This window comes from Pseudomonas sp. VS40 (assembly GCF_018587885.1).
GTDB lineage: Bacteria > Pseudomonadota > Gammaproteobacteria > Pseudomonadales > Pseudomonadaceae > Aquipseudomonas > Aquipseudomonas pergaminensis.
Map to the genome: position 1 here is coordinate 43,148 of NZ_JAGYWD010000013.1, position 26,409 is coordinate 69,556.

Genomic DNA, 26,409 nt, shown 5'->3' on the forward strand with positions numbered 1-26,409 from the left:
CAAGGCCCTGTAGGAGGTCGTCACCATGGATGTGCGCCGCTGGCTGCTGATAGTGCTGTGTGCCTTTATGGCGGTGGCCCAGGCGCAGGACGTGCCCGGCAAGATCATGCTGGCCAGTGAGGAATGGAACGACTACACCAACAAAGACGGCACCGGCCTGGCCTGGGACGTGATGCGCCAAGTCTTCGAACCCGCCGGTATCAAGGTGCAGATCCGCTCCGTGCCCTATACCCGCTCGGTTGGCCTGGCCCAGCGCGGCGAGGTGGACGGCTGGGTGGGCTCCTATCGTGATGAAGCCGAGGGTGTGTTGTACCCCCACTGGAACTTCGATTCCGACCATATCTACGCGCTCGGGCTGGCCAGTACGCCGGCGCCGACAGTGGCCACGCTGGGCAATTACCGCCTGGCCTGGGTGCGCGGCTACAAGTACGAGGAGTACTTGCCCAACGTGCACCGCTTCAACCAGATCGAGCGCCGCGACGGCATTCTGCCGATGCTGGAACACGCCCGGGCCGACTTCTACATCGATGCGTTGACCGAGGCCAAGTACGTGCTCAGCCAGGCCGATGAGCCGTCGAAGTTTGCACTCACGCCGATTGCCGAACTGCCGTTGTACATCGGTTTTGCCGACAACGAGCGGGGCCGGGGCTTGATGGCTGTCTTTGACCAGCGCATGGCGGCCCTGGTGAAAAGCGGCGAGTTAAAGCCGATATTCGAGCGCTGGAAACAACCCTATCCGTTCTGACGCGCATAGAACCAGGTCGAAGGCCAATCGAACCTATTGATCTTTATAAGCGATAATTCAGCTTAAGCGTCTGTAGGAACGTGCTGTTACAATGGCCGCCTCTGTAAAAACTGAATTCAGGAGCACACGGTGCCCGTCGTTTTCGTCGCCGCTTCCAAGCTGCCTACCCCTTTTGCCACGTTCACCATGAACGGCTTTCTCGAAGAAGCCACCGGGCGCGAGCACGTTGTGCTCAGCCTCGGTGATATCGCGGACGGCGCGCCGGTGCTTGGCCGTGTGCACTCCGAGTGCCTGACTGGCGATGCGTTGTTCAGCCAGCGCTGCGACTGCGGCTCGCAACTGGAAGCGGCTATGCGGGCCATCGCCCGTGAAGGCCGGGGCGTGCTGCTGTATTTGCGTCAGGAAGGCCGGGGCATTGGCCTGATGAACAAGATCCGCGCCTACGAGCTGCAAGATGGCGGCGCCGATACGGTCGAAGCCAACGAGCGCCTGGGTTTTGCTGCCGACCAGCGTGACTACGCGATCTGCCTGCCGATGTTGGAGCACCTGGGCGTCAAGTCCTTGCGCTTGATGACCAACAACCCGCGCAAGGTCAAAGCCTTGACCGAGATGGGCATCACCGTGGCCGAGCGTGTGCCGCTGCACACCGGGCACAATCCGCACAACAAGCTCTACCTGGCCACCAAGGCCAGCAAGCTCGACCACATGATGGGTAACGAGCATCAGGGCGAGGTCGACCGCGCGTGACCCGAGGCCAGGTGAAACGGCGACTGTCCTTCAATTGGTGGCAGTACCTGGCCCTGGCGTTGCTGCCCCTGTTCGTGATCAACCTGGTGTTCGGCCAAGCCGAATCCCTGCTGCCGGTGCTGGCCATGCCGTTCTTCATTGCCGGCGTGGCCTCGATGTTCCTCAGCCTGCGCTACTTCAACGGCTATAAACACGCGTTGATCGCCACCTCCAAAGCCCTCGATACCCCCGAAGAACCGGCTGCCTGGATCACCCTGGCGGCCCGGCGGCGCACGGCGCTGCTGGTTGCTGCCGTCCCGGCCTGGATCGGTGCGCTGGCGGTGTTCGTCGGCCTGGAGGCGGTGCCGCTGTTCCTGTTGGCGCTGTCGACGCTGGTGCTGTTCTACCTCTACCGCATTCCCCGTCAACTGGGATGAGGTGTCACTGGCTGGCGGTGCTGCTGCTGGCATTGAGCGCCCAGGCGCTGGCGGCCGAGCGTGTCGTGAGCCTGGCGCCTTCCCTGTCTGAAATCGTCGCTGAATTGGGTGCCGCCGACATGTTGGTGGGCGTGCTCGACGGCGGGGACCGCCCGACGGCGCTGGCGCACGTCCCGTCAGTGGGGCACTACGGCCAGTTGGACATGGAGCGCTTGCTCAGCCTCAGGCCCGACCTGATCCTGCTGTGGCCCGGCAGTGTCGGCCCAGCCCAGCGCGAGCAGCTGCAGCGTCTGAATATTCCGGTGTACGTCGCCGAACCCCACAGCCTTGAACAGCTCACCACCCAGGTCCAGGCCATTGCCGAGCAATTGGGCCGCGCTGAAGCCGGCCGACAGTTGGCCGCGCACTTGCGCCAACGCCTGGCCGAATTGCGCCAGCGCTACCGGCGTACCGAGCCGTTACGCGTGTTTTATCAAGTGTGGAACCAGCCGCTGTATACCTTGGGCGGTGGGCAGATCATCAGCGATGCGCTGAGCGTGTGCGGCGCGCGCAATGTGTTCGATGACCTCAAGTTGCCCGCGCCGCAGGTGAGTATCGAGTCGGTATTGCAGCGTGATCCCGAGATGATCCTGGTGGGTGATCAAGCCCAGAAGGAGGCCTGGAAGGTTTGGCCGGCGATGGCAGAACGGGTGCGGTTGGTGCCCGACAAAGGCCTGGAACGGCCTAGCGGGCAGATGCTGGAGGCGGTGGGGCGGTTGTGTCAGGTGATTGCGCCGGACCGCTGATACCGCTATCGCTGGTCAGCCAGCTACAGGGGAACGCATTCACAGCCAATTCAGATCTCAGGCGTCCACGTAACCCCGAACATCCACACCCGACCCTCTTCGCGATAATCCTGATTGTTCAAGAACCCCGGGTCGTTATAGCTGTAACGCGCCCGCGCATAGGTCTTGTCCAGCAGGTTATCGACCTTCAGCGACAACGACACTTCCCGATTCAGCGCCCAACTGCTGCGCAACCCCAGCAACGCATAGCCGCCCAGGCGCTGCGTGTTGTCTTCATCGTCATAGCTGCTGCTGATCGCCTGCCAGCTGGCGCCCAATCCCAGTTTGTCGAATTGCCGGTCCAGGTCCAGGTTTAACGTTCGCCGCGCCCGCCGGGCCAGGGTGTGGCCGCTGTCACGGTCGCGGGGGTCGATGAGTGACAGCCCGAGGTTGCCCTGCCAGCCAAACAGCTCCTGCTTTAGCGCAGCCTCAAAGCCGTTGATGCGCGCCGACGCTACGTTCTGCGGCTTGCCGGAGCGGTCCAGGATGATCGCATCGCTCAAGTCAGTGCGGTACAGCGAGGCTTCCAGGCGGGTGCTATCGCTTAGTTGGCTGCGCCATTGCAGCTCGTAGCTCTTTGAGGTTTCAGGCTGCAGGTTGGGGTTGCTGTACTTCGTATCGGGGTAATACAAGTCATTGAAGGTCGGCGCACGGAAACCTTCGCTGTAGCTGAGCAGCACGTCATTGTCCGGGTTGATCGGCAAGGTGAGGGTGCCGCTCCAGCTGTTCTGCCCGCCGAATTGCTGGTTCTGGTCGCGCCGCAGGCCCAGCTCGGTGGAAAACCACTCGCCATGGAAGCGATGCTGCACAAAGGCCGCGCGGTTCCAGCGGCTGTTTTCGGTGAAGGTGGTGGAGCCGTGGAAGCGGTCTTCGTACCAGTCACCGCCGAGGATCAGGCTGTTCTGCTCATTCAGCGTCAGGTCGTTCTGCCAGTTGACCGAATCGCGGTAAGTGTTGAACACGCTGAAATCGTCGCTGAGGGTGTCGCGCTTGGTGTCACGGTTCTCGCTGTGGCCCAGTTCCAGGCGCGATTGCCAGTGCCCATTGAGCGTGGCATCGACATAGCCGCTGGCGCTGCTCACGGTGTAATCGGTGTAGGGCTTTTGCCCGACGGTTTGCCCGGTGGCGACGTCGTAGCGGCCGAAGCTGTTGTCGTACTCGGATTTGCCGCGGTTATCCAGCAGATTGAAACCCACCTCCAGCGCATCGCTGAAGGCGTGGCTGAGGTTCAGGCTGAGGGAGCGGTTGCGGTAGGCATCATGGTCGCCATCGCTGGGGAATGAGGTGTGCGTCGAGTTGATGCCGGCGGTTTCATCCAGGCTTGCACCGAGGTTGAAACGGGTCTGTTCATCGCCACCGGAGAGGCCGAGGCTGCGCTCCCAGGTCTGGTGGCTGCCAAACCCGAGCTTCAGGCGCGGTTGCAGGCCCTGCCCGGCATTGCGCCGGGTAAACACCTGGATCACCCCGCCAATCGCATCGCTGCCGTAGATCACCGAACGTGAGCCGCGCAGCACTTCCACCCGCTCGATCTGGTCGACGTTGAGGTATTGCAGGCCGCTGTCGCCGGAAGTGGTATTGGCAATGCGCTGACCGTCCACCAACACCAGGCTTTGCGCGGATTTGGTGCCACGGATATAGACCCCGGGCAAGCTGCCACGGCCACCGGTGGGCGCGATCTGCACCCCGGGCACGCGGCTGAGCAGGTCGGTAAGGCTGGTGGGTTGCAGGCGGTCGATATCGTCGCGGGTGAACACTGTGTTGGCGGCGCTGCTGTCGTTGCGGGCCTGAACCTGGCGGTTGGCGCTGATGACGACGTTGGGGAGTTTCAGCGCGTCGTCGCGGGTGTCGGCGAGCAGGTCTGGCGAGGTTAGAAGCAGTAAGGGGAGGGCGAGGCGAAGGCGTTTCATGGGCTGTCCATGGCTTTTTTAAAATTCACACAAAACCAATGTGGGAGCGGGCTTGCTCGCGAAAGCGGTCGAACAGCCACACATCTAGTGACTGATACACCGCTTTCGCGAGCAAGCCCGCTCCCACATTCTAGTTCCGGTTTCAGCTTGGAGATTGGGTTAGAGGCCCAATAGTGCCATACGCTCGCGCACCGAAGCCTCAATCCCGGCCTCATCCAAGCCGCACTCTGCCAGCATCTGCGCCGGCTTGGCGTGTTCGACGTACACATCCGGCAAGCCCAGGTGCAGCACCGACTTGAGGATATTCTCCCGCGCCAGGAACTCGCTGACCGCCGCACCGGCGCCGCCCATGATGGCGTTTTCTTCGACGGTCACCAGCAGTTCATGGCTGCCGGCGATCTCGCGCACCAGGGCTTCATCCAGGGGTTTGACGAAACGCATGTCGACCACGGTGGCGTCGATCTTCTCGGCGACTTTCAGTGCTTCGGCCAATTGCACGCCGAACACCAGGAACGCGGTCTTGCTGCCTTGACGACGCACGATACCCTTGCCGATCTCGATAGGCACCAGGTCCTTTTCGATTACCGCATTCGGGCCGTTGCCGCGCGGGTAGCGCACGGCGGCCGGGCCGTTGTACAGGTGGCCGGTGCTGAGCATCTTGCGCAGTTCGTTCTCGTCGCTCGGCGTCATCACCAGCATGCCGGGGATGCAGCGCAAGTACGACAGGTCGAAGCTGCCCGCGTGAGTCGGGCCGTCTTCGCCCACCAGGCCGGCGCGGTCGATGGCGAACAGCACGTCGAGGTTCTGCACCGCCACGTCATGCACCAACTGGTCGTAACCGCGCTGCAGGAAGGTGGAGTAGATCGCCACCACCGGCTTGGCGCCTTCACAGGCCATGCCGGCGGCGAAGGTCACCGCGTGCTGCTCGGCAATCGCCACATCGAAGTAACGCAGCGGGAAACGCTCGCTGAACGCCACTAGGTCGGAGCCTTCCTTCATCGCCGGGGTAATGCCCACCAGGCGCGGGTCAGCGGCGGCCATGTCGCACAGCCATTCGCCGAACACACCGGAGTACTTCGGCCCGCTGGCCTTTTTCGGCGCGGCGGCAGGAGCGTCCAGGGGTTCCAGCTTGGTGATGGCGTGATAGCCAATCGGGTCGACCTCGGCCGGGGCGAAGCCTTTGCCTTTCTTGGTGACGATGTGCAGGAACTGCGGGCCCTTGAGGTCACGCATGTTGCGCAGCGTGGCGATCAGAGTGGGCAAGTCATGGCCGTCGATCGGGCCGATGTAGTTCCAGCCCAGCTCTTCGAACAGTGTGCCAGGCACCAGCATGCCCTTGGCGTATTCTTCGGTGCGCCGGGCAATTTCCCACGCGCCGGGTAGGCGCGAGAGCACCTTCTTGCTGCCTTCGCGCATGCTGGCGTAGGTGCGGCTGGAGAGGATTTTTGCCAGGTAGTTGGACAGGCCACCGACGTTACGCGAGATCGACATGTCGTTGTCGTTGAGGATCACCAACATGTTGGCGTCCACTTCCGGCGCATGGTTGAGCGCTTCGAAGGCCATGCCGGCGGTCAACGCGCCGTCACCAATCACCGCGATCGCCTTGCGATCACTGCCTTGCAGGCGGGCGGCAATCGCCATCCCCAGCGCTGCACTGATGGAGGTGCTGGAGTGGCCGACGCCAAAGGTGTCGTACTCACTCTCGGCGCGGCGCGGGAAGGCGGCAATGCCGTCCTTCTGGCGCAGGCTGCCCATGCGCTCACGGCGACCCGTGAGGATCTTGTGCGGATACGCTTGATGGCCCACGTCCCACACCAGCCGGTCGTCCGGGGTGTCGAACACGTAATGCAGGGCGATAGTCAGCTCGATGACGCCGAGGCCGGCACCAAAATGCCCACCGGTCTGGCCGACCGTGTAGAGCAATTCCAGGCGCAACTCATCGGCCAGGGTTTCCAGCTCGGCTTCACCCAGTCGACGCAGGCCGGCCGGCGTGACAGCACGGTCAAGCAGGGGCGTGGACGGGCGCTTGCGGGGAATCTCTTGAAACGTCGTGGGCATCAGGCGAATCGTTATAGGTATAGAAGAGGCGGCAGTTTACCTCAAGCATCGCAAACTGCCCACGCAGAGCGCCGAACTTGGCTGATATGCGGCTGCAAAGGCCGCGCTTATCAGTGCCGGCGTTCGACGATATACCGCGCCAGGTCACGCAGTGGCTCGGCCGCCGCGTCGAAAGGTCGCAGGGCGTCCAAGGCCTGGTCGCGCAGTTCCAGGGCATAGGCCTTGGCGGCTTCCAGCCCCAACAATGCAGGGTAAGTCGGCTTGTCCCGCGCGATATCGGCGCCTTGGCGCTTGCCCAGGGTCGCGGTGTCACTTTCCACGTCGAGAATGTCGTCCTGCACCTGGAACGCCAGGCCGATGGCCAGCGCATAGGTCTTCAGCGCCGCCAATTGCGCTGCTTCGGCGCGCCCGCTGGCCAGGGCACCCAGGTGCACGGCGGCTTCAATCAAGGCGCCGGTCTTGTGGCGGTGCATGTATTCCAGCGCGTGTTGATCAAGCTTCTGGCCCACCGAACCGAGGTCAATGGCCTGGCCGCCGACCATGCCGGCCGGGCCTGCCGCCACGGCCAGGGCGGTGACCATGCGCAAGCGGATCTCGGCGTTGACGTTGCTCAGCGCCGGGTCCAGCAGTGCGCTGAACGCCAGGCTTTGCAGGCCGTCACCGGCGAGGATCGCACAGGCTTCATCAAAGGCTTTATGGGTGGTTGGCTGGCCGCGACGCAAATCGTCGTCGTCCATCGCCGGCAAATCGTCATGCACCAGGGAATAGGCGTGGATCAACTCCACCGCACAGGCCGCGCCATTGGCCTGCTCGGCGGTGGCGCCCAAGGCTTCACACGCCGCATACGCCAGCAGCGGGCGCACGCGCTTGCCGCCATTCATCACGCTATAGCGCATGGCTTCGTAAAGACGCTTGAGTTCGGGGCTTGGCGCAACAAACAACGGTTCCAACGCCGCATTGACCCGGGCTTGGCTACTGGCCTGATACGCGTCGATCATTCGGGCTGTTCCGCATCGAAAGGCTCTTCGGCCAACTCCCCGTCACGCTCCAGCAGCACCTGCACCTTCTGCTCCGCCTGCGCCAAGGCGCTCTGGCAGTCGCGGGTCAGGCCGATGCCTTGCTCAAACGCCGTCAACGAGTCTTCCAGCGACAACTCGCCGTTCTCCAGCCGCTCGACCAGGGTTTGCAGGTCGGCGAGGGATTGTTCGAAATCGAGTGCAACTTTTTTGCGGGCCATGGCGGCTATTCCGGTAGACGGTAAACCGGCGGGACACTAGCAGACATGGGGATTCTGGGCAAATAAGCGGGGGAGGGTGTTCAGGCGGTGAGCCGAATAAGCGCCCTATTCGGCTCATCAAATGAGCCGAATACCCATTTTATTCGGCTCACCGCCGGTCAGGATCTCTGCGTCATTGACGAGCACTGTTCTTGTGATGTTTTCAACTGTGCTTCAAATGTCTGCAATCCCACGTGCATTGCCTGTAGCGCGGCAATTTTCAGGGCCAGTTCCTGCTTCTTGTCTGCGATTGCCTGGTCCGCCCGCTCCCAAGGCAATGCATCGCCTATGTGGCCTGCAAGAATTTCCTGCAACTCCTTGAGCTTGAACCCCAATTGCTGCGCGCACTTGATAAACATCAACAGCTCAACGTTCTGCGCCGAATAGACCCGGTATTGGCCCTGACGCTGTGCCGCAGGCAGCAGCCCAATTGCCTCATAGTGACGAATCGCCTTGATGGTCGTGCCCGACAACTGCGCGGCTTTGCCGATGTACATGAAAACTCCTTTTTTCCGTTAAAGCGCCGGCCTGTTTCAGCCATGTATCCCGCTGCGCCGCAGTGGAGCCCAACACCGGCCCGAACAGCAGCGTCTTTGCAGTCTTGACACCACAAAGCCCCAGCGTGGTCTTGCGCATCTGGTGAATGCCCGGCATGCGATAGAACCAACGGTAATACCATGGTGGCGTGTCCAGGGTCACCAGTAAATGTGCCGTTCGGCCGTGGAGCAGTTTGTCAGGAAAAGCCTTGCCTGCTCGGTATTTAAAGGCAAAACCGGGTAGGAAAATTCGGTCGATAAAGCCCTTCATCAACGCCGGGATGCCACCCCACCAGATCGGGAAAATAAATGTCAGGTGAGTGGCCCAGAGGATGTCGGATTGCGCGCTGAGCAGGTCGGGCTCCAGCGGCTGAATCTGGGTGTAACCGTGATGAAGGACGGGGTCGAAAGCCAGGTCGCCCAAGCGTACGACACGTACTTCATGGCCGGCGTTTTTTGCCGCCTGGATGTAGGTATCAGCCAGGGCTGAACAAAAGCTAGAGGCGGAAGGATGGCCGAGGATCACCAGGGTACGCGGGGTCATGGGGAGGTCCTGAACAGGGCGTTCCAGGGTAAAGGCTGCTGCATAGGGGAGAGTCAAGTCAGTAGTCTGCAATGGCCAGCAGGACGTTTCTGTAGGTATTGAAGGGGCCTTCCTGGAACGATCTTCGCCCCTTGTGACCGTCAATGCGCCTGACTAGCCTGCCTCAAAACTCCAGAGTGACATGGCATGAGCGAACCCTGTATCGGCTTGACCACACCTCCAGCGGGCTATAGTGACTGGCTGACGGACCTGAAAGGCCGTATTCATGCGGCGCAACAACGCTCAACACTGGCAGTGAATCGGGAATTGGTGTTGCTCTATTGGCAGATCGGCCACGACATTTTGACCCGCCAGGCGGAGCAGGGCTGGGGCAGCAAAGTCATAGATCGACTTGCCCAGGATTTGCGTGCGGCCTTTCCCCGAATGAAGGGTTTTTCGCCGCGTAATCTCAAGTACATGCGTGCTTTTGCCGAGGCGTGGCCAGATGCTGAATTTGTGCAAGAGGTGCTTGCACAATTGCCCTGGTATCACCATTTGGCATTACTGGACAAACTCTCCGGCCCCGAAACCCGCCGCTGGTACATAGCCCAGGCGATAGAGAACAACTGGTCGCGTAACTCGCTGGTGATGCACATCGAAAACCGCTTATTGGATCGCAGTGGCAAGGCGGTCAGCAACTTCGAGACCCGCCTGCCCAAACCGCAATCCGACCTGGCGCGTGAGTCGCTGAAAGACCCTTACCGTTTTGACTTCCTCAGCCTGGCCCTGGACGCGCAGGAGCGCGACATAGAAAACGCCTTGATCAAACACGTCACCGACTTTCTATTGGAACTGGGCGCCGGTTTCGCCTTTGTCGGCCAGCAAGTACTGCTGGATGTCGGAGGCGATGAGTTCTTTGTCGATCTGCTGTTCTATCACGTGAAGCTACGCTGCTACGTGGTCATCGAACTGAAAGCCGGCAAGTTCAAGCCCGAGCATCTGGGGAAGCTGAGCTTTTATCTGGCTGCCGTCGATGCCCAGCTTAAACATCCACAAGATGGGCCCACCATCGGCCTGCTGTTGTGCAAGAGCAAGAACGAAGTCGTCGCCGAATATGCGTTGCGCGATAACAATCGACCGATTGGTGTAGCGGAATATCAACTGGTTGAGTCGTTGCCCGCAGAGCTGCGAACCAGCCTGCCAAGCATCGAGCAGATCGAGCGGGAGCTGGCGGGTTAAACCGACAGATAGCCTCAAAACCCCGGCGGAATATACCCCGGCACAAATGGCACATTCAGGCACTTGCCATGCAGGATCCGGCCATCCTCAATCCTGAACAGCACGATCTTCTTCGCCTTATCCACCGTGGCTTCCAGCTTGCAATCCGAACTGTGCCCGACTTGCTGGTAATACTCGGTGTACACCATCCCGTTCCCGGTGTGATTCATTGAAGTCCCGGCGGCTTCAGTGGTTGTCCATGAAGAGGATTTGTGCCAGGTCATCACTACCTGCGTGTCGCCATTGGGCGCATTCTGCTTCTTCATCGAGTCGGGCTTGCCGAATAAATCCAGCGCCTCTTGCACGTCACGGCCTTCCCAGCGCGACTGTGCAATCAGGTGACACCCGTTGATAAACAGTACGGCGGGCAACAAAAGCCCAGCCAGCAACAGCCTTGTCCATGTAGGCATCGTGAATCCTTCTTATAGGTGAGTGTTGCTCAGCGCTTGTTGCCCAGCATGTCGTCGAGGTCATCGATCATCTGGCTCTTCTCCTGAGTCGGCCCCAACTGGTCGAACATGGCCTTGGTGGTCTGGATCATCTGCAGGTGGGTCATCTTGCCCATGGCGATGGTGTCCTTGCTCTTGCCCGGTTCGCAGATATACGCGAGCGTGCGGTCGAGCCAGAACTCCTTTGGCGTCTGCCACGTGTTGGAGACTTTCAAGTGCGTAAGGGTGTAGGAAAACGGTGCAACCGACTGGCCATTGAGAAAGCGCACCTTGCGCGTGGAACACTGTACTTCGATGTTGTACACATCGATCATCGGCTTGCCCGGTTCTTCATAAACCACCGTGACGGCCACCAGTTTCGCGCCCTTGTTGTGGTTCGATGGAACCACCGAAGTGCGGTCGGCCACATACATGACATTTTGATGGGCCCGGCCGCTGCCGTAGATGATCGACCAGTCGCCGATCGGTGTTTCTTCATCGGCCACTACCGACGTTGTGCTGATCAGCAAGACGGGCAGCAGTGCCAGGCAGCGCCCGACTGTGGTTAAGGTATTCAATAGCGTCCTTCCTTGAGGCTCGAAATAAGCGAAGGACTTTATTGGTGAGGCGGTGCCGTCACAATTAGGGCGAGTGTGCTAATGGCGCTTTGCTAGTTAACCAAAAAAGCCTGCGTTTTAAGGCAGGCTTAGTGTGTGCAGCAGTTGAGTTAGTCCTTACGCGCCGTCAACGCCGAGTAACCATTCATCAAATTGCGATAGTTAGGAATGCGCTGGGACAACAGATTCCCCAGGCCTTCGATGTCATTGCGCCAGTCGCGGTGCAGCTCACAGGCCACCGAGAACCAGTTCATCATCTGCGCCCCGGCTTGCGTCATCCGGCTCCACGCCGCCTGCTGCACCGTGGTGTTGAACGTGCCCGACGCATCGGTGACCACGAACACATCAAACCCTTCCGCCAGCGCCGACAAGGTCGGGAAGGCTACGCAAACGTCCGTGACCACACCGGCAATGATGATCTGTTTACGGCCGGTGGCCTTGATCGCCTTGACGAAGTCTTCGTTGTCCCAGGCATTGATCTGACCAGGGCGAGCGATGTAGGGCGCGTCCGGGAACATCTCCTTCAGCTCTGGCACCAGCGGGCCGTTGGGGCCTTGCTCGAAGCTGGTGGTGAGGATGGTCGGCAGGTTGAAGAACTTGGCCAGGTCGGCGAGGGCCAGGACGTTGTTCTTGAACTCGTTGGGCGAGAAGTCCTGTACCAGGGAGATCAGGCCGGTCTGGTGGTCGACCAGCAGGACTACGGCGTCGTCTTTGTTCAAGCGGTTGTAGGTTGCAGTGCTCATGGTTGGATCCTTTTTTGTTTAGGTTGGTTGGGCGTTGCGTTCAACATGGGCACAGATTAATGGGTGGCCTGCGAGGGATAAATCGGCTTGGATAGGTAATACCGTCAACTCAGACGAGACAATTGTTGCGCGGGCAAGAGGAGAGGTCTGTTTCGTGACAGGAAAATGTAAGGAAAAAAATCTCACGCGTGAGCTATTGAGTGTGGCGAAAATAGCCTGTAGATTTTCTCACGCGTGAGTTTTTCACAGCGAGGTCAGTACCATGAAAAGCAGCTCTCCATCGAGCCCGCCAGCAGGGCCCGATACCGATTCAGCCAGCCTTCCGGGAGAGCGCTCGAAGCCGTCCGCGAAAAAGCCATCGAGCTTTTACATGAAGCAGATGCGCGCGGGCCTGGCGGCCGCCGGCTATGTGAAACACGAGACTTGGGTGCTTCCCGAAAACCGAAGCTTGCTCAAGCAGATGGAGAAACAGCTTCGCCAGCCGATCCTGGCTGGCTCATTCATGTCGGAGAATTTCATGAGCGCAGGTAACAACTGGAATATCGATCGCCTCTTCACGGCGCTTCAGGCCCTGGACGAGGTGGTCTCCAACGACATTACGCTTTCTCTGGTTCAAGGCTCCGAGTCGAGCATCAAGCTGGAGATGAACGACTTCGGTGGCTTGCCGATTTACATCGCCGTGGTGGGCGAGCAGATCATCGTCGACACCGTGCTGGTCGATGTCGAGTCCATCAACGATGTCGCGAAATTCAATGACGCGGTACTGCGCAGCCGGGAAATGTTCCCGCTGTCTTCCATCGGTATCGAGTCCATGCCTAACGGGCAGGTGGTCTACAACATGTTCGGCGCGTTGAGCTCCGACTCCAGCCTGACCAACATCGTGACCGAGGTGAAAACCCTGGTCGACAACGTGCAACGCGCCAGCGAAGCCTTTGAACGTTTCTTCAATTAAGCATTCGGGAGTATCCAATGACTCAATCCATCTGGAGCAAACTGTTCACCGCGCTGCGCGGCGGTGCCAGCGAAGTCGGCGAATCAATCGTCGACCAACAAGCCCTGCGCATTCTCGATCAGGAAATTCGTGATGCGGACACCGCGCTGGCCAACGCCAAGCGTGAGCTGGTCAGCATCATGGCCAAGCACAAACTGGCCACTGATCGCGTCAGCGAGTACGACGCCAAGATCAAGGACCTGGAGTCCAAGGCAATGGCTGCCCTGCAGGCCAATCGCGAAGACCTGGCCCTGGAAGTGGCCGAAGCCATTTCGACCCTGACCAGCGAGCGCGACGCCGAGCACAAGCAGGCGACTGAGTTCGGCGCCTACGCCGACAGCATGCGCAAGGATATCACCAAGGCCGAAAGCCGGATCAAAAGCCTGCGCCAGCAAGTGGACATGGCCAAGGCGCGCGAAAGCGTACAGAAGGCCCAGGTCAGCGCCTCCATCGCCAGCGGTGGTGCCAACGGCAAGCTGGAAACTGCCGTCGGTACGCTGAATCGCCTGCAGGCCAAGCAGCAGCAACGTGCTGCGGAACTGCAAGCCCAGGATGAACTGGCCGAGGCGTCGACCGGTACCGACCTGGAACGCAAGCTGCGCGAAGCCGGCATCACGCCGAACGAAGGCAGCGCCAATGCGATTCTGGAGCGCCTGAAGCAAAAGTCGGCCGAGTAACACTGCACCTGTGGCGAGGGCGCAAGCTCCTCGCCACAGGTTACCGGTCGCCCGGATGGTATTTATTGTGACCTCGAGGTGAGGATGGACGCCCTGAAGGGTTTCAAGACAATCGCAGGCCTGGCGCTGTTCATGGTCGCGCTGCAAGTGCTCAATGTGGCGACCGGTTACAGCCTCTTGGTCTTCGGCCTGGTCCCACGGACGCTGCAGGGGCTGTTCGGCATCCTCGCCTCACCGTTTCTGCACGGCTCTTTTGCACACCTCAGCGCCAACCTGATTGCCTTCTTGATCCTGGGCACCCTGGTGATTGTCGAGGGGCTCAATCGATTCGTGACCGTCAGCGCGATCATCATCCTGCTGGGCGGCTCTTTGGTCTGGCTGTTCGGCTTTGCGGGCGTGCACGTGGGGGCCAGCGGTTGGGTCTTCGGGTTGTGGGCCTACCTGTTATCGCGCGCCTGGTTCCACCGGAGCTGGAGCAACCTGATAACGGCCGGTGTCGTGGCGGTACTGTATGGCGGATTGGTCTTTGGCTTCCTTCCTCGCCAGGGCGTTTCCTTCGAAGGGCATCTGTTTGGTGCATTCGCCGGATTTATTGCAGCCAAGGTACTTCTCTCCAAACCACGCAGCAGGTTTAATGCCGGCTGAGCGCACTTGAGCATCCAGATGTCGAGGCGAAGACGTCATCAGGAATCAAGTACCCAGGGAGTCAGGGACGAAATGTCGATTTTTCTTCTGTTGCGCCTCTACGCGTCCTCCCTCTTTCACCGCTTCGGCTGGGCAGGCCTGGTCATTGCCTTGGGTGTACACCTGAGCACGGCTTACCTGGGCCTGGTGCTTCTGGGCGAGCAACACCTCACTGCGGCCGCCACGTTTGTTTACTTCTATCTCACCACCACACTGACCGTCGGCTATGGCGATCTTGCGCCGCAGACCTCGGCAGGCCGGGTGTTTGTGGCGGCCTGGGTCATGCTCGGCGGCATTGCGCTGCTGACCGCCGCCATCGGCAAAACCACCAGCAGTGTCATCGATGCATGGAGAAAAGGCATGAAGGGCAAAGGCGATTTCACCGGCAAGGTCGGCCATACGGTGCTTATTGGCTGGGAAGGCGCGTCCAGTGAGCGGGTCATTGAGTTGTTGCTGCAAGACGAAACCTCGAACGACAACCTGATCGTCATCTGCGACTGCACCCTCGACGAAAACCCGATGCCGGGCAAAGCGGCGTTCATTCGCGGTGACAGCCTGTCCTCCACGGCGTTATTGCTGCGTGCCGGTGTACCCGGCGCCGAGCGTGTGCTGGTGCGCACCCCGTCGGACGACCTGACACTGGCCACCGTGCTGGCAGTGAATCAGTTGAATCCTGTCGGGCATGTGGTCGCGCACTTCAATGAAAGTGAAATTGCCGCACTGGCCAGCTCCTACGCGCCGCGTTTGGAATGCACTTCCAGCATGGCCATCGAAATGCTGGTGCGCGCCTCTCAAGACCCGGGCTCGTCGGTGGTCATTAATGAGCTACTGTGCGTGGGGCAGGGCGCCACCCAATACCTGATGAAATTGCCCGAGGCCTTTGAAGCCACCTTCGGCGACCTGTACACCCGGTTGAAAGAACACCACAACGCCACCCTCATCGGCTATCGCGCCAAAGGCGCCCAGCAACCGTCGATCAACCCGCCCAGCGCCACGCGTGTTGAAGGTGGCGAACTCTTCTACATCGCCTCCACCCGCCTCAAGGAAATCTCCAATGGGATGGTTTAAACAGTTGATGGGGCTTGAGGCCCCGAACGCGAACTCTCAGTCGAACCGGCCCGCCGCTGAAGCCCTGCCGACCACCGGTCCGCTGGGCCTGGCTCCAGGCAAAGGCGTGATGTTCGACACCACCCTGAAGTTGTTGCTCGACGGGCATACCTCGGTGGTGATCCCCGGTTCCCAGGAAATCTGGAGTAACGGCACCGTCGACCTCGGGCAGTCGACCTGGCTGTCGCGCTACTACATGAACGACGAAGATTACTGGTTGCAGGTGCACACCACCGGCGACATCGCCGGGCAGGTCGAGTCCGTCATCCTGTTCAACTACCTCAGTTACGTCACCCTCAGCAGCGAAGCTGAACTGCGCCGGCTGGCGGGGCCTCAGAGCCTGATCGGGTTGCCGACCTACACCCACAATGGCGTCGAATACACGCGCGTATGGGGCAGCGAGGAGGGCCAGACTGAACTGGTGGCAATGAGCGAGCACGTGATAAACCCCGAGGATTCCTACAGCGTCGAGCACCGCTCAATGCTATATGCCCGTGACACAGGCCTGACCGATCGACGGGAGTTCCTGTTGTTTTCCGTCGAAGAAGACGCGGAAGGCACCATCAGCCTGAGCACGTCGCTGGGCATTTCGCTGTACACAACCGACTTGAACGCGCTCTAAAAAAGGACGAAACACATGCTAGAAGCTCTCTCCATCTCCCTGAACAAAGCGGCTGTGTTCGGGTTTGTCATCTACATCCTCGGGGCTGCGGTGTTGTTCGCGGTGTTCCAGTTCATCTACACCCGTATCACCCCGCACAAGGAGTTCGAGCTGATCCGTGCGGGCAACGTCTCTGCGGCGGTCGCCCTGGGCGGTGCTATCGTCGGCTTCGCCATTCCGGCCAGCAACGTGATTGCCTACTCCATCAACCTCCTCGACTTCGTGGTCTGGGCAGTGATCGCCGCCGTCGTCCAACTGTTGGCGTTCCTGCTGACCAGCCTGGTGCTCAAAGGCACGTCCGAGCGCATCAAGAACGGTGAACTCGCGGCCGGCATCTACGTCGCCGCCGTGGCCATCAGCGTTGGCATGTTGAATGCCGCGTGCATGACGCCTACCCAGAACTGATCGCGCCCGGAGCTCCCGATGAAACGAAGCAAGTACGTCCAGCTGTCGCTGGCAGCGTCGGTCGCCATGGCGATATCCGGCTGTGGCCCGACGGAAAAAACCTACGACCTGCAGAAGAAGTACAACTTCCAGTCGGTCCAGCAGTGCGCCGATGAAAAACTTCCGGTAGACGTCTGCTCGGATGCCTACATGACCGCCATGGCCGAGCATCGCCGCATTGCGCCGGTGTACGACAGCCAGGCCGATTGCGATGCCGATTTCGTCGCCGACTGGTGCCAGCAGGACTCCACCGGCAAGTTCATCCCCCGCCTGGGCGGTTTCGAACTGACCGCCGAAGGCCAGGTGACACAGTCCCAGGTCGATGCGGCCAATGCTCAAGCCAACTCCCAAGCGAACAGTGGCGGCTCAGGCTTCTCCACCACCAGCCTGCTGACCGGCCTGCTGATCGGCAACATGCTGAGCAACAATCGCAACAGCTACCGCTCCGAGCCGGTGTATCGCTACCGCGACGATCGCGGCAATTACGGCTCCTCGACGCTCAACCAGCGCGTCTCCAATGGCGCCACCTTTGGCCGCTCGAACCAGGCCCGCTACGGCAGCAGCAACTACACCAACACGCTGCGCACCTCCGCCAAGTCGAGCTCCGTCGCTTCGGCCACCTCCCGTGGCGGCTTCGGCAGCAAGGCCAGCGCACGCAGCGGCTGGGGTGGCGGCGGGTCGAGCAGTTAAGGAAGGCGGGCCATGAAGAAGATCCACTGCGCAGAACGTCATGACTGGAAACAGACCGCCGACAGCCTCGGCTTTCTGTTCCACACCATCGACAACGAACCCTACTGGGACGAAAGCGCGTACTACCAGTTCACGCTCAAGCAAATCGAGCACGACCTCGAAGACCCGACCACCGAGATCCATGACATGTGCATGGACCTCGTCGCGCGCGTGGTCCACAGCGAAGAACTGCTCGACCGCCTGAGCATCCCCGCGTCCTTCTACGACATGATCCGCACCTCATGGCTGGAAGGCCACCCGCACCTGTACGGGCGCATGGACTTCTCCTACAACGGCACCGGCCCCGCCAAGTTGCTCGAACTCAACTACGACACCCCCACCAGCCTCTACGAAGCCGCGGCGTTCCAATGGGGCTGGCTGGAACAATGCATTGAACGCGGCCTGCTGCCCAAACACGCCGACCAATTCAACAGCATCGACACCAAACTGCACCAGGCCTTCGCCCAACTGCAGGTCAACCAGCCCTTCTACTTCGCCTCCATGAAAGACTCGGTCGAAGACAAAGGCACCACCGACTACCTGCGGCTTGTCGCAGAAAAAGTCGGCATCGAATCCCGCCATATCGACATCGAAGACATCGGCCTGACCGCCGAAGGCCGCTTCGTCGACCTCGAAGATCGCTGGATCCCCCACCTGTTCAAGCTGCACGCCTGGGAATTCATCTTCCACGAACCCTTCGGCGCTGCGATTGCCCAGTGCGACACACAGTTCTTCGAGCCCGCGTGGAAAGCCATCCTCTCCAACAAAGGCATCCTGCCGCTGCTATGGGAATTCAACAAAGGGCACCCGAATTTGCTTGCGTCGCACCTGGACAATGAACCGGGTAAAGCCGTGCCTAAGGGTTGGGTGCGCAAGCCGTTCTTCTCACGGGAAGGGGCCAACATTGAATTGCAAACCGCTGATGGGCTGATTGTGAAAGAGGACGGGCCGTATACGGATGCGCCGTTTATTCTTCAGGAATTTGCACCGCTGCCACGGTTTGGGGACAGCTATACGTTGATCGGGTCTTGGGTGATTGGGGATCAGGCGGCGGGGATTGGAGTGCGGGAGGACAATAGTTTGATTACCAAGGATTCGAGCCGGTTTTTGCCGCATTTGATATTGGGTTGAGGCCCGAGTTTGAAGGGCCAGCAGGGCTGATCGCTTTCATTTGCAGGACGATTCCGAGAGAATTCAAACCGCATTGCGCCAGTGGAAAGGGGTGGCTAGTCTGCGAGCTGTCACTGCTTATTCAGTGAACGGGTTTAGTCGCCCGGACCTCGCTAGGCGCATGCGCCATCTCAAAGACAGGTGTCTTCTCGCCTGCACTTTATGGTGGCTGTGCGCAGGGCACCCTCGGGTGCGCCGGAGCCTAGCAGCCGGTCGACTAACCTGCGTACAGCCGCCACCTCTGATTGTTTAGTCGCAAAAGGACGGTGGTATTCACTTACTGCTAGGGGTTTTGCTATGGACAACATTGTCACGGATTCGCCGTCATCGGATGCGACTTACCCATTCACGGTTAATGAAGAGCTGAGCTTTGAGGATGCCTGGGTGCGTGTGGCTGAGTTGCTGCAGTGTGCGGTGGCTACGTCGCAGGTAATTGGGGAGCCGCTGGCTGCTCCGCAGAGGGCGGTCATGCATTGGGTGGAGATGGCGAAGATGGTTGCGGATCGGGCTGTGGAGTGTATGCAGCCTTAATAACTCCACTTCAAAGGCGGGCAAGGCAGCAGCCAGTCCGCCGCTGCCGTTCTCACTGGCATAAGACAGGCAGCATTTGGTGGTTCTTCCAACCCTTGTGTAAGCAGAGACTTGCACGCGTCAAGGCATTTTGCCTTTACCTTGCAGCGCGTGCTGGATATTGTGACATCCATCAAATTCCAGGCAGGCCGCTGTTTCCCAAGGATGGCATCTCGAGCGCACTGAAAAATCTGTCGCGCCCCTAAAAAGCCTCTCTTGTTATTGCGGCCAGCTGAAGCTGAGCATCGGCTTGCCTTGCCCGGATAAATCATTAGGCAGTTACCCGAAAAATTAGCGGTGATCGACGTGAACTCAGGCCCTGAATCATTGGATATCCAACGAGATGAACTTGTTCTGCAATGGATTTTGGAACTAGTCCCTGCAGACGGGACTGCTGTTGGTAACAAGTCACTCAGGGAGCGGATTGATCGGCGAGCTGAACTTCAGAATTTTTCCGTTTCTGAGGAGGAGTACTGGCGTCTTCGTGACGAGCTTATTACCAAGGGGTTGCTCAACAAGGGAAGTGGTCGCGGGGGATCGGTTTATCGGTTCGATACAGAGGTCAAGGGGCAATCAAAACCTATCGATCCAGAGCCACTTACCGACTGGGACGACCTCGATACGCCTCCAAGCGAGATACCGGAAAGTCTGGAGAAACTGAGAAGTAGGCTTCTTGATCTTAGTGCTCGCAATCGGTTGCTCAATTTCTCACACGCGCGCTCCAAGCGTTTTGTACGGATCATTGATGAGCTGCCGGATCATTTGTTCGACTCCTTGGCAGACGAAAAATCTATGCGTTTTGCTGCTGTGCCTGAGCCAACGGAAAGGCAACTGCTTACTCACGGGTTTTTAAAGCTGGACGAGAAAACAGGTGCGGTCATTGAGCTCAAGAAACAACCCACGGCAGAGGTGTGGGCACAAATTCTGGGTATGTCGACTAACTATGAGCTACCTTCGCCTCCTGAAAGCGGGGAATCTGGTAAGCACTCTGATGATGCGATCCAGACGCTTTATTACCCCGTAGAGATGGAGTCTCGGCTACAGATATTGCACGCTCAGTCGCGATCAGCTCTTGAGGAGACGGGTGCAAACATCCTTTATCTTGCGCTGGGTTTTCTGGAGTGGAATGACTCGGTAGCAGGTAAAGAAAGCACCCGCCTGGCACCGTTGATGTTATTGCCAGTGAACTTGGAAAAAGGCAAGCTCAACCCTCAAACCGCGACTTTCGAATACCGCGTACACCCTACCGGTGAAGATATTCTTACCAACCTTTCGCTGCGAGAAAAGCTTCGCGTCGATTTTGGTATCGCGTTACCGCGTATTACCGACGACAGTACGCCTGAAGAGTACTTTGAGCGGATTGTAGAGACCGTACTGAAAGTCAAACCTGACTGGAAAGTTCATCGTTATGCATCGCTTGGCCTATTTGAGTTTGGCAAGTTGATGATGTACCTCGACCTTGATCCCGGCCGGTGGAAAGATCAAGCACTGCTTGATCACGGTTTGGTTAAGCGACTAACAGGGATGGACGGTTTACCGCCGGACTCGACAGGAAAGCAAGGCGCATTTTGCGTCGAGCACTCAATAGACGATATTGAGCAGATTCATCTGCAGTTTCCTCTAATTGATGACGCTGACAGCTCTCAGCACAGTGCATTGATAGACGTGATTCGCGGGGATGATCTTGTGATCGAGGGGCCTCCTGGTACAGGGAAGTCTCAGACCATCACCAACATGATTGCTGCGGCATTGGCCCAAGGCAAAAAAGTGTTATTTGTTGCCGAAAAAAGGGCGGCGCTTGAGGTGGTCAAAACTCGGCTGACGAGGGCGGGGTTAGGCGATTTTTGTCTGGAATTGCATAGTCATAAGAGCCAAAAGAGTGCTGTTATCGAGAGTGTTCGGCAACGGATTCAGAAAAGCGGCGGCTACCGTTCGCCCAAACAACTTACAGATCTGATTTCCAACTATGAACGATTGAAGCAGCAGCTCAACAAGCACGTACATCATCTACATACTCAATTCGAAGAATCGGGAATGAGTGTTCATGAGGTGCTCATGCAGGCAACGCGTTTGCGTGAGGCATTGTCGATTAAACCTTCCGACTTGCACCCGCAGTCCGAGGCGCGAATCGATAGAATGCATTTGCAAGAGCAGGCCGGCTTTTACGCACATATTTATCGTAAGACGGCTGAGGAAGCTGGCCAAGTAGGCAGGCTTGAAACGCATCCGTGGTTTGGTAGCACAAAAACTCGGGTGACGGGTGCTGAGCGCGCTGCACTTCTGGAAAACCTCTCAAGGGCTCAGCAGGCGCTGGGTCGTCTAGCAACTGCTCGTCTTCAATTAGCACAACAGCTTCAGGTACCTGTACTGGAAACTTACAACCCAGAACAGATGCGAGATTTAGCTGCTTCTATTCCGGTACTTGCACTGCCTAAAGGGGATGAAGACTGGGATCTGTTAGGACGCTTGGATATAGAGTCCTGTGAGGCATTGAAGCTTTGGCTGCAGGGTATGGACTCCTTGTTGAACGAGCAAGGTGTTCTAGCTCGGTCGTTACGCGCTGATGTCATTGGCTCAGAAGACGCAATTTCCTCAATCAAAAAAGCCTGTGCCGCCATACGTCTGCATAATGGCGATGAGACCCTTTCACTTAATGTCTTACTGGATGTGATTGAAGAGGCTGAAGATTTACTGGAGTTGGCTCCCCGTATTCAAAGTCTGATTCAGTTGTTAACGGAAGGGGCGGCGGTTCAAGGCTTACGAAGCGATTTTATCGGCATTGAGCAAGTGCTGCTCTTTCTACAAATGCTTTCGGCGATGCCTGAGGATTTGGCTCGTCTTCGCCATAAACGCTTTGAAGACGAGAGCTTGGACGGATTGCTCGTAGAGCTGGACAGTGACCTCGCAGCTGTTAAACAGTTGCAGGAGCAGGCGGCGAGTCATTTCACGCTGGATCGATTGCCAGACCATACGCGACTTGAGGATTTGAATCGAGTACTTGCAGATAAATCACTATTCCGCTGGTTCAAGGGACAATGGCGCTCTGCTAAAGCCGAAGTTTTGGCCATGGCGCGCCCTGGGCTCAAGTTGAACCAACTGCTAGTGGTCTTGCCTGATGTCATTGCCTATTTGAAGCAACACAGCCAGTTAAAGGAAAACAAAGGGCTAACCGAAAAACTGGGTGAGCATTTCCAAGGGCTTGATACCGAGATCGACGCGCTCAAGCGTTTGCGGTTTTGGTACAAACTTTTGAGAACAGAATGTGGACGTGGGTTCGGTGCGAAGGTATGGATTGCGGAGTACCTACTTCAGGTCGATGAGCATTCATTAGCTGGTGTATTGGGCGACACCGTGGAGCTCGAATCCTACCTGATGGATGTTCTGGACCATCGACTGGACCTGGAAGAACTGCTGCCTTTTGACTGTCATGATTTACGCTCGGAAGATTTGCTTGGCCCGCATGGGCTGTATGTTCGCCTTATCAGAGACGTCGGAACTCCCCTACGATCCTTGTTACCCGTAGTCAGCGAAGAAAAGCCGACTATGGGGCAACTGCTGGAACTGATTCAATCCGTGGAGAGCTGGCAGGCCCGTTCGGCAGCCTTGCAAAGCGACGCAGTGCTAAAAACCTGCTTGTTAGGTGAGGAGCTCCCTCGAATAGACAACCTTTCTGCAGCTCGATCTCGCTTGACTACATGGCGGCATACGGTTGCGTTCGTTCAGCCCATTTTGGCGTTGCCAATTCGCGACATTCTCGTTCCGCAGCTGACGGCGTGCACACCAAAAGAAGCTGAGGAACTGATACTTCACTGGCGTCAACAAGGTGCAACGCTCGCGCAAGCTGTGGATACTTGGGAGCAAGCATTGGAGGACTTTTTCCAAAGCGCTGCAGTCATTTCCAGTCAGTGGTGGCAGTCCATTCAGAAAGCAGACTTCGAACCCATTGCTAATCGCTTGGCATGGGCTGCCCAGAATTCGGATCTCCTCGATCATTGGTTCGAGTACCGTCGCCTACGTTTGCACCTGGTCGACTTAGGGTTCGAGACCGTCGTCGAAACAATCGAAACGCAAAAACTGGCGTCGGAGCACTGCATTGAAGCTTGTTTGCTCGGCCTTCTCGACAGCTGGGCGTTGAAGATTCTTGAGCTCGACCCCGCATTGGGTCAGTTCTCGGGCAAAGAACAAGAAGCCATCCGCGCCCGGTTTGCTGATATAGACGAGCAGCTCAAGCATCTACAACGTGAGCAGGTTTCCTCACGTATCAGTCAGAACAATATTCCCGCTGGCAATAGTCATGGAGCGGTCCGAGACTTTACGCAACTGGCCTTACTGCAACGTGAGGCTGAGAAAAAGACACGGCATGTGCCGATCCGTAGCTTGATGAGCCGTGCATCTGAAGCGCTACAGGGCCTCAAACCTTGCTTCATGATGTCACCAATGGCTGTCGCTCAATATCTGCCAGCAGGTCATGTCGAGTTCGATTTGGTCGTTATGGACGAAGCCTCTCAAATGCGTCCGGAAGAGGCATTGGGTAGCATTGCTCGAGGCAAACAGTTAGTGGTTGTGGGTGACCCGAAACAATTGCCGCCGACAAATTTTTTCTCCCGCAACGGTGGCGATACAGACGCCGATGAAGCCGATGCTTCCTTGGCAGAGGACTCAGAAAGCATTTTGGAAGCCGCCATGCCGTTGTTCAAACTGCGACGTCTACGTTGGCACTACCGGTCCCGTCACGAGAGTTTGATTGCCTTCTCTAACAAAGCCTTCTATGAAAGCAACCTAGTGGTCTACCCATCACCGCACCGCGAATCAACCGAATTTGGCGTCAAGTTTGTCAGAGTACCTCGTGGGCGTTTTGTTGAGCAGCGCAATATCGAAGAGGCTGAGGTTGTCGCCAAGGCAATTGAACACCACCTTACTCACCGCCCTGATGAGTCGTTAGGTGTGGTGGCCATGAACGTTAAGCAGGCTGATCAAATTGAGCGAATGCTTGAGCATCTGGCCAAACAAAGCCCGCAGCTGCAAGTCGCATTGGACCGTAATCAAAGTCAGGATGAGCCACTGTTCATCAAGAACTTGGAAAACGTTCAGGGTGACGAGCGAGATGTTATTTACATCTCCGGCACTTACGGTCCTATGGAAGTAGGTGGCACCGTTCCTCAGCGCTTCGGCCCAATTAACGGTGCTAGCGGATGGCGACGTTTGAACGTGCTGTATACCCGCTCCAAGAAACGTATGCAGGTCTTCTCCTCGTTTGGATCGACCGATGTCTTAGTGACCGGAACCTCTAGCAGAGGCGTTCAGGCACTGCGTGACTTTCTGCACTTCGCCGAATCTGGTCGTATGCCACACATCAAAGAAAATGAGCGCGCCCCTGACAGTGATTTCGAGGTAGCGGTCATGGACATGTTGTCGCGCCATGGCTATCAATGCGAACCCCAGGTTGGCGTAGCGGGATTCTTCATTGATTTGGCTGTCCGTGATCCTGGGCAGCCTGGCCGCTATCTGATGGGTATTGAGTGTGATGGAGCCGCATACCATTCGGCCAAGTCCGCGCGTGACCGTGACCGTCTGCGTCAAAGCGTGTTGGAGCAATTGGGCTGGAGTATTCGCCGTATTTGGTCGGTGGATTGGTTCCGCAATGCCCGTGTGCAAATCGAACCTATTCTCCAGGAGCTTGCACGGTTGCGAACCGAGCCAACTGCAGAGGTAGCGGCGATAGGCGAGGAGTCTGAAGAGGTTTCAATCCAGCACGTGGCAGATGAGCAGAGCGAGCACGCTGAGCGTATTACCCTTGAGGGTAACTACAGCCTGCGCGAGAAGTTGCTCTGGCTTGAAGAAAATGTGATCCGGCCGAATTTGCCAGAGGTTCCTATTAACCAGCGGCTATTGAGGCCTGCGATGCTGGAAGCATTGCTTGAGTTTCTCCCAGCAGACCGTATTGAGTTTCAGCAGATGATTCCTGGATATTTGCGTAACGGCACCCACGGTATGGAAGGGCGATATATCGATGATGTACTGCTTGTGATTGGCGAGCAGTGAGTCAGCTAATAACAGTGGATGTTCAGGCGGCATCAAGGAAGGGTAATGAGTTTCTATATTCGTAAGAGCATCAGAGTAGGGCTGTTTCGTTTCAACCTGTCCCAACAGGGCGTGGGCGTTTCGGTTGGGTTGAAAGGCTTACGCATTGGGACGGGACCTCGGAGTAATTACGTGCATATCGGTCGGGGAGGCCTGTATTACCGGGTTACCCTACCAAGGGCAAACGGTAACCAGCCTTTTATACCTCACATTGACACTACTGTGAAATCTGAGGGTACCCACGCTCCTTTAGTCGAGATCGAATCCGCGGCTGCTTCGAAAATCGTAGATTCATCCTCACGTGATTTGCTCAATGAGATGAATATGAAGCAGGCACGATGGCGGATTTGGCCATGGGTTGGCGTCCTGGGATTGCTCACAGTATTTCTTGGCCTGCGTAGCGGTTGGTCCAATGGCGCTTTATGGGGAGCACTCATCATTGGTTCAAGCCTAACCATTGCCTTTGCGGTACGCGATGCGATGGCTAAGACGGTTGTACTGTTTTACGATTTTGACGACGAGATGGAAGAGGCTTATGAAGCATTGCATAGCAGCGGTCAGCAGGTTTCAGCAGCTTTTGCAGCCTGGCATATCGAGGCCGAAGGTGCCGTTCATGATCGTAAGTATCACGCTGGTGCGAGCAACCTTGTTCGTCGTAAAAAAACGACTATTTCTCGGTCTTCACCTCCTTATGTAAAAACCAATATAGAAACCATCTCCATGGTTGTGGGGCGCCAAACACTGCATTTCTTCCCTGACCGTGTGCTGATTTATGACGAGAAAGGCGTGGGAGCGGTTAGCTATGGAGAGCTGCGGTTACAGGTCAATGCGAAGCAATTTATCGAAAGTGGTCCGCTTCCTAGAGACGCCAAGGTAGTTGATAGGACGTGGCAATTCGTTAACAAAAAGGGCGGCCCCGATCGTAGGTTCAAAAACAATCGTGAGCTTCCTGTTTGTCTTTATGATGAGTTGAAATTTTCTAGCGTGACGGGCATGAATGAGGTTGTACAAATTTCGCGAAATGGTGTGGGAGAGACTTTTGCGAAGGCGATTTTCGACCTCGCGCGGGTGATGCCTTCTGAGCGAGTAGGTTGAGGCGCGTACCTAGTAGTTAAGCGTACTCATTCGTGTGGCTGAGTTGCGGCTTTCATGTCGCTATTGGCGACATATCAATCATCCCATCCAAATTGTGCAGCA

The 26,409-nt window shown here is 57.7% G+C and carries 25 protein-coding genes; 16 read left to right on the top strand and 9 right to left on the bottom strand.

Features of this window, described 5'->3' with window-relative positions:
• The first annotated feature begins 25 nt into the window (after nt 1-25).
• The 4 genes from KHP07_RS27325 (at nt 26) to KHP07_RS27340 (ending at nt 2,693) form a co-directional block, all read left to right on the top strand.
• Nucleotides 26-745: a substrate-binding periplasmic protein gene (locus tag KHP07_RS27325; RefSeq protein WP_099491099.1), complete on the top strand. Its 720-nt coding sequence runs from the start codon at nt 26-28 to the stop codon at nt 743-745.
• A gap of 129 nt (nt 746-874) precedes the next feature.
• Complete coding sequence (ribA, locus tag KHP07_RS27330; RefSeq protein WP_016978544.1) at nt 875-1,492, top strand: GTP cyclohydrolase II; 618 nt, start codon at nt 875-877, stop codon at nt 1,490-1,492.
• Nucleotides 1,489-1,908, top strand: coding sequence for a nuclear FMR1 interacting 1 family protein (locus tag KHP07_RS27335; RefSeq protein ID WP_033897956.1), 420 nt, complete (start codon nt 1,489-1,491; stop codon nt 1,906-1,908). The genes ribA and KHP07_RS27335 overlap by 4 nt, the downstream gene beginning before the upstream one ends.
• Nucleotides 1,905-2,693 (top strand): cobalamin-binding protein, encoded by a 789-nt coding sequence (locus KHP07_RS27340; RefSeq protein ID WP_214498375.1) that lies wholly within the window; start codon nt 1,905-1,907, stop codon nt 2,691-2,693. The genes KHP07_RS27335 and KHP07_RS27340 overlap by 4 nt, the downstream gene beginning before the upstream one ends.
• A 50-nt stretch (nt 2,694-2,743) precedes the next feature.
• Here the strand turns inward: KHP07_RS27340 and KHP07_RS27345 are convergent, their stop codons facing one another.
• The 6 genes from KHP07_RS27345 to KHP07_RS27370 all read right to left on the bottom strand — a co-directional run bounded on the left by KHP07_RS27345 (nt 2,744) and on the right by KHP07_RS27370 (nt 9,053).
• Entirely contained in the window at nt 2,744-4,639 is a 1,896-nt protein-coding gene (locus KHP07_RS27345) for a TonB-dependent receptor domain-containing protein (protein WP_214498376.1), read from the bottom strand.
• A gap of 159 nt (nt 4,640-4,798) precedes the next feature.
• Nucleotides 4,799-6,697: a 1-deoxy-D-xylulose-5-phosphate synthase gene (gene dxs, locus KHP07_RS27350; RefSeq protein WP_078050370.1), complete on the bottom strand. Its 1,899-nt coding sequence runs from the start codon at nt 6,695-6,697 to the stop codon at nt 4,799-4,801.
• A 110-nt stretch (nt 6,698-6,807) separates the two neighbouring features.
• Nucleotides 6,808-7,695 carry a (2E,6E)-farnesyl diphosphate synthase gene (ispA, locus tag KHP07_RS27355; RefSeq protein ID WP_078050369.1) on the bottom strand — a complete coding sequence of 296 codons (888 nt, stop codon included), beginning with the start codon at nt 7,693-7,695 and terminating at the stop codon, nt 6,808-6,810.
• Entirely contained in the window at nt 7,692-7,934 is a 243-nt protein-coding gene (locus KHP07_RS27360) for an exodeoxyribonuclease VII small subunit (protein ID WP_003176346.1), read from the bottom strand. The genes ispA and KHP07_RS27360 overlap by 4 nt, the downstream gene beginning before the upstream one ends.
• 158 nt (nt 7,935-8,092) lie before the next feature.
• Nucleotides 8,093-8,470, bottom strand: a complete 378-nt coding sequence (locus tag KHP07_RS27365) for a MerR family transcriptional regulator (RefSeq protein ID WP_214498377.1) — start codon at nt 8,468-8,470, stop codon at nt 8,093-8,095.
• Nucleotides 8,409-9,053, bottom strand: coding sequence for an NAD(P)H-dependent oxidoreductase (locus KHP07_RS27370; protein ID WP_214498378.1), 645 nt, complete (start codon nt 9,051-9,053; stop codon nt 8,409-8,411). Before KHP07_RS27370 ends, KHP07_RS27365 begins: the two co-directional genes overlap by 62 nt.
• Nucleotides 9,054-9,239: 186 nt before the next feature.
• Here KHP07_RS27370 and KHP07_RS27375 point away from each other — a divergent pair, with 186 nt between their 5' ends.
• On the top strand, nt 9,240-10,271 hold the full coding sequence (locus tag KHP07_RS27375; protein WP_078050366.1) for a PDDEXK nuclease domain-containing protein: 1,032 nt from the start codon (nt 9,240-9,242) through the stop codon (nt 10,269-10,271).
• A 14-nt stretch (nt 10,272-10,285) separates the two neighbouring features.
• Here the strand turns inward: KHP07_RS27375 and KHP07_RS27380 are convergent, their stop codons facing one another.
• The 3 genes from KHP07_RS27380 to ycaC form a co-directional block, all read right to left on the bottom strand.
• Nucleotides 10,286-10,720: a hypothetical protein gene (locus tag KHP07_RS27380; protein ID WP_028618099.1), complete on the bottom strand. Its 435-nt coding sequence runs from the start codon at nt 10,718-10,720 to the stop codon at nt 10,286-10,288.
• Between the two features lie 29 nt (nt 10,721-10,749).
• Entirely contained in the window at nt 10,750-11,316 is a 567-nt protein-coding gene (locus tag KHP07_RS27385) for a hypothetical protein (protein WP_214498379.1), read from the bottom strand.
• Nucleotides 11,317-11,465: 149 nt separating this feature from the next.
• Nucleotides 11,466-12,098, bottom strand: coding sequence for an isochorismate family cysteine hydrolase YcaC (ycaC, locus tag KHP07_RS27390; RefSeq protein WP_078050363.1), 633 nt, complete (start codon nt 12,096-12,098; stop codon nt 11,466-11,468).
• Nucleotides 12,099-12,468: 370 nt separating this feature from the next.
• Between ycaC and KHP07_RS27395 the strand changes: the two genes are divergently transcribed.
• The 11 genes from KHP07_RS27395 (at nt 12,469) to KHP07_RS27440 (ending at nt 26,307) form a co-directional block, all read left to right on the top strand.
• Nucleotides 12,469-13,050 (top strand): YjfI family protein, encoded by a 582-nt coding sequence (locus tag KHP07_RS27395; RefSeq protein ID WP_071493700.1) that lies wholly within the window; start codon nt 12,469-12,471, stop codon nt 13,048-13,050.
• Between the two features lie 17 nt (nt 13,051-13,067).
• Nucleotides 13,068-13,766: a PspA/IM30 family protein gene (locus KHP07_RS27400; RefSeq protein WP_078050361.1), complete on the top strand. Its 699-nt coding sequence runs from the start codon at nt 13,068-13,070 to the stop codon at nt 13,764-13,766.
• An 84-nt stretch (nt 13,767-13,850) separates the two neighbouring features.
• The gene (locus KHP07_RS27405; protein ID WP_214498380.1) at nt 13,851-14,411 is read left to right on the top strand and encodes a rhomboid family intramembrane serine protease; all 561 of its coding nucleotides are present in this window, start codon (nt 13,851-13,853) and stop codon (nt 14,409-14,411) included.
• A 72-nt stretch (nt 14,412-14,483) separates the two neighbouring features.
• A complete protein-coding gene (locus tag KHP07_RS27410; RefSeq protein ID WP_078050359.1) occupies nt 14,484-15,518 on the top strand; it encodes an ion channel in 1,035 nt (344 codons plus the stop codon).
• Complete coding sequence (locus tag KHP07_RS27415) at nt 15,505-16,179, top strand: DUF2491 family protein (protein WP_099491088.1); 675 nt, start codon at nt 15,505-15,507, stop codon at nt 16,177-16,179. The genes KHP07_RS27410 and KHP07_RS27415 overlap by 14 nt, the downstream gene beginning before the upstream one ends.
• 15 nt (nt 16,180-16,194) lie before the next feature.
• On the top strand, nt 16,195-16,623 hold the full coding sequence (locus KHP07_RS27420) for a DUF350 domain-containing protein (RefSeq protein WP_078050357.1): 429 nt from the start codon (nt 16,195-16,197) through the stop codon (nt 16,621-16,623).
• A gap of 18 nt (nt 16,624-16,641) precedes the next feature.
• On the top strand, nt 16,642-17,352 hold the full coding sequence (locus KHP07_RS27425; protein WP_078050356.1) for a DUF1190 domain-containing protein: 711 nt from the start codon (nt 16,642-16,644) through the stop codon (nt 17,350-17,352).
• A gap of 12 nt (nt 17,353-17,364) precedes the next feature.
• Nucleotides 17,365-18,522 (top strand): glutathionylspermidine synthase family protein, encoded by a 1,158-nt coding sequence (locus KHP07_RS27430; RefSeq protein WP_078050355.1) that lies wholly within the window; start codon nt 17,365-17,367, stop codon nt 18,520-18,522.
• Nucleotides 18,523-18,858: 336 nt separating this feature from the next.
• Nucleotides 18,859-19,092, top strand: coding sequence for a hypothetical protein (locus KHP07_RS29635; RefSeq protein ID WP_250883741.1), 234 nt, complete (start codon nt 18,859-18,861; stop codon nt 19,090-19,092).
• A 366-nt stretch (nt 19,093-19,458) separates the two neighbouring features.
• Complete coding sequence (gene hhe / locus KHP07_RS27435; RefSeq protein ID WP_250883888.1) at nt 19,459-25,173, top strand: DUF4011 domain-containing anti-phage protein Hhe; 5,715 nt, start codon at nt 19,459-19,461, stop codon at nt 25,171-25,173.
• A gap of 45 nt (nt 25,174-25,218) precedes the next feature.
• The gene (locus KHP07_RS27440; RefSeq protein WP_214498381.1) at nt 25,219-26,307 is read left to right on the top strand and encodes a DUF4236 domain-containing protein; all 1,089 of its coding nucleotides are present in this window, start codon (nt 25,219-25,221) and stop codon (nt 26,305-26,307) included.
• Nucleotides 26,308-26,409 lie beyond the last annotated feature (102 nt).

What these genes read in the sequence shown, in the direction of transcription:
- KHP07_RS27325 (WP_099491099.1), top strand. Translation starts at nt 26, where the DNA reads ATGGATGTGCGCCGCTGGCTGCTGATAGTGCTGTGTGCCTTTATGGCG.
- KHP07_RS27340 (WP_214498375.1), top strand. Translation starts at nt 1,905, where the DNA reads ATGAGGTGTCACTGGCTGGCGGTGCTGCTGCTGGCATTGAGCGCCCAG.
- KHP07_RS27345 (WP_214498376.1), bottom strand. Translation starts at nt 4,639, where the DNA reads ATGAAACGCCTTCGCCTCGCCCTCCCCTTACTGCTTCTAACCTCGCCA.
- dxs (WP_078050370.1), bottom strand. Translation starts at nt 6,697, where the DNA reads ATGCCCACGACGTTTCAAGAGATTCCCCGCAAGCGCCCGTCCACGCCC.
- ispA (WP_078050369.1), bottom strand. Translation starts at nt 7,695, where the DNA reads ATGATCGACGCGTATCAGGCCAGTAGCCAAGCCCGGGTCAATGCGGCG.
- KHP07_RS27360 (WP_003176346.1), bottom strand. Translation starts at nt 7,934, where the DNA reads ATGGCCCGCAAAAAAGTTGCACTCGATTTCGAACAATCCCTCGCCGAC.
- KHP07_RS27365 (WP_214498377.1), bottom strand. Translation starts at nt 8,470, where the DNA reads ATGTACATCGGCAAAGCCGCGCAGTTGTCGGGCACGACCATCAAGGCG.
- KHP07_RS27370 (WP_214498378.1), bottom strand. Translation starts at nt 9,053, where the DNA reads ATGACCCCGCGTACCCTGGTGATCCTCGGCCATCCTTCCGCCTCTAGC.
- KHP07_RS27375 (WP_078050366.1), top strand. Translation starts at nt 9,240, where the DNA reads ATGAGCGAACCCTGTATCGGCTTGACCACACCTCCAGCGGGCTATAGT.
- KHP07_RS27380 (WP_028618099.1), bottom strand. Translation starts at nt 10,720, where the DNA reads ATGCCTACATGGACAAGGCTGTTGCTGGCTGGGCTTTTGTTGCCCGCC.
- ycaC (WP_078050363.1), bottom strand. Translation starts at nt 12,098, where the DNA reads ATGAGCACTGCAACCTACAACCGCTTGAACAAAGACGACGCCGTAGTC.
- KHP07_RS27395 (WP_071493700.1), top strand. Translation starts at nt 12,469, where the DNA reads ATGAAGCAGATGCGCGCGGGCCTGGCGGCCGCCGGCTATGTGAAACAC.
- KHP07_RS27400 (WP_078050361.1), top strand. Translation starts at nt 13,068, where the DNA reads ATGACTCAATCCATCTGGAGCAAACTGTTCACCGCGCTGCGCGGCGGT.
- KHP07_RS27405 (WP_214498380.1), top strand. Translation starts at nt 13,851, where the DNA reads ATGGACGCCCTGAAGGGTTTCAAGACAATCGCAGGCCTGGCGCTGTTC.
- KHP07_RS27410 (WP_078050359.1), top strand. Translation starts at nt 14,484, where the DNA reads ATGTCGATTTTTCTTCTGTTGCGCCTCTACGCGTCCTCCCTCTTTCAC.
- KHP07_RS27415 (WP_099491088.1), top strand. Translation starts at nt 15,505, where the DNA reads ATGGGATGGTTTAAACAGTTGATGGGGCTTGAGGCCCCGAACGCGAAC.
- KHP07_RS27420 (WP_078050357.1), top strand. Translation starts at nt 16,195, where the DNA reads ATGCTAGAAGCTCTCTCCATCTCCCTGAACAAAGCGGCTGTGTTCGGG.
- KHP07_RS27425 (WP_078050356.1), top strand. Translation starts at nt 16,642, where the DNA reads ATGAAACGAAGCAAGTACGTCCAGCTGTCGCTGGCAGCGTCGGTCGCC.
- KHP07_RS27430 (WP_078050355.1), top strand. Translation starts at nt 17,365, where the DNA reads ATGAAGAAGATCCACTGCGCAGAACGTCATGACTGGAAACAGACCGCC.
- KHP07_RS29635 (WP_250883741.1), top strand. Translation starts at nt 18,859, where the DNA reads ATGGACAACATTGTCACGGATTCGCCGTCATCGGATGCGACTTACCCA.
- KHP07_RS27440 (WP_214498381.1), top strand. Translation starts at nt 25,219, where the DNA reads ATGAGTTTCTATATTCGTAAGAGCATCAGAGTAGGGCTGTTTCGTTTC.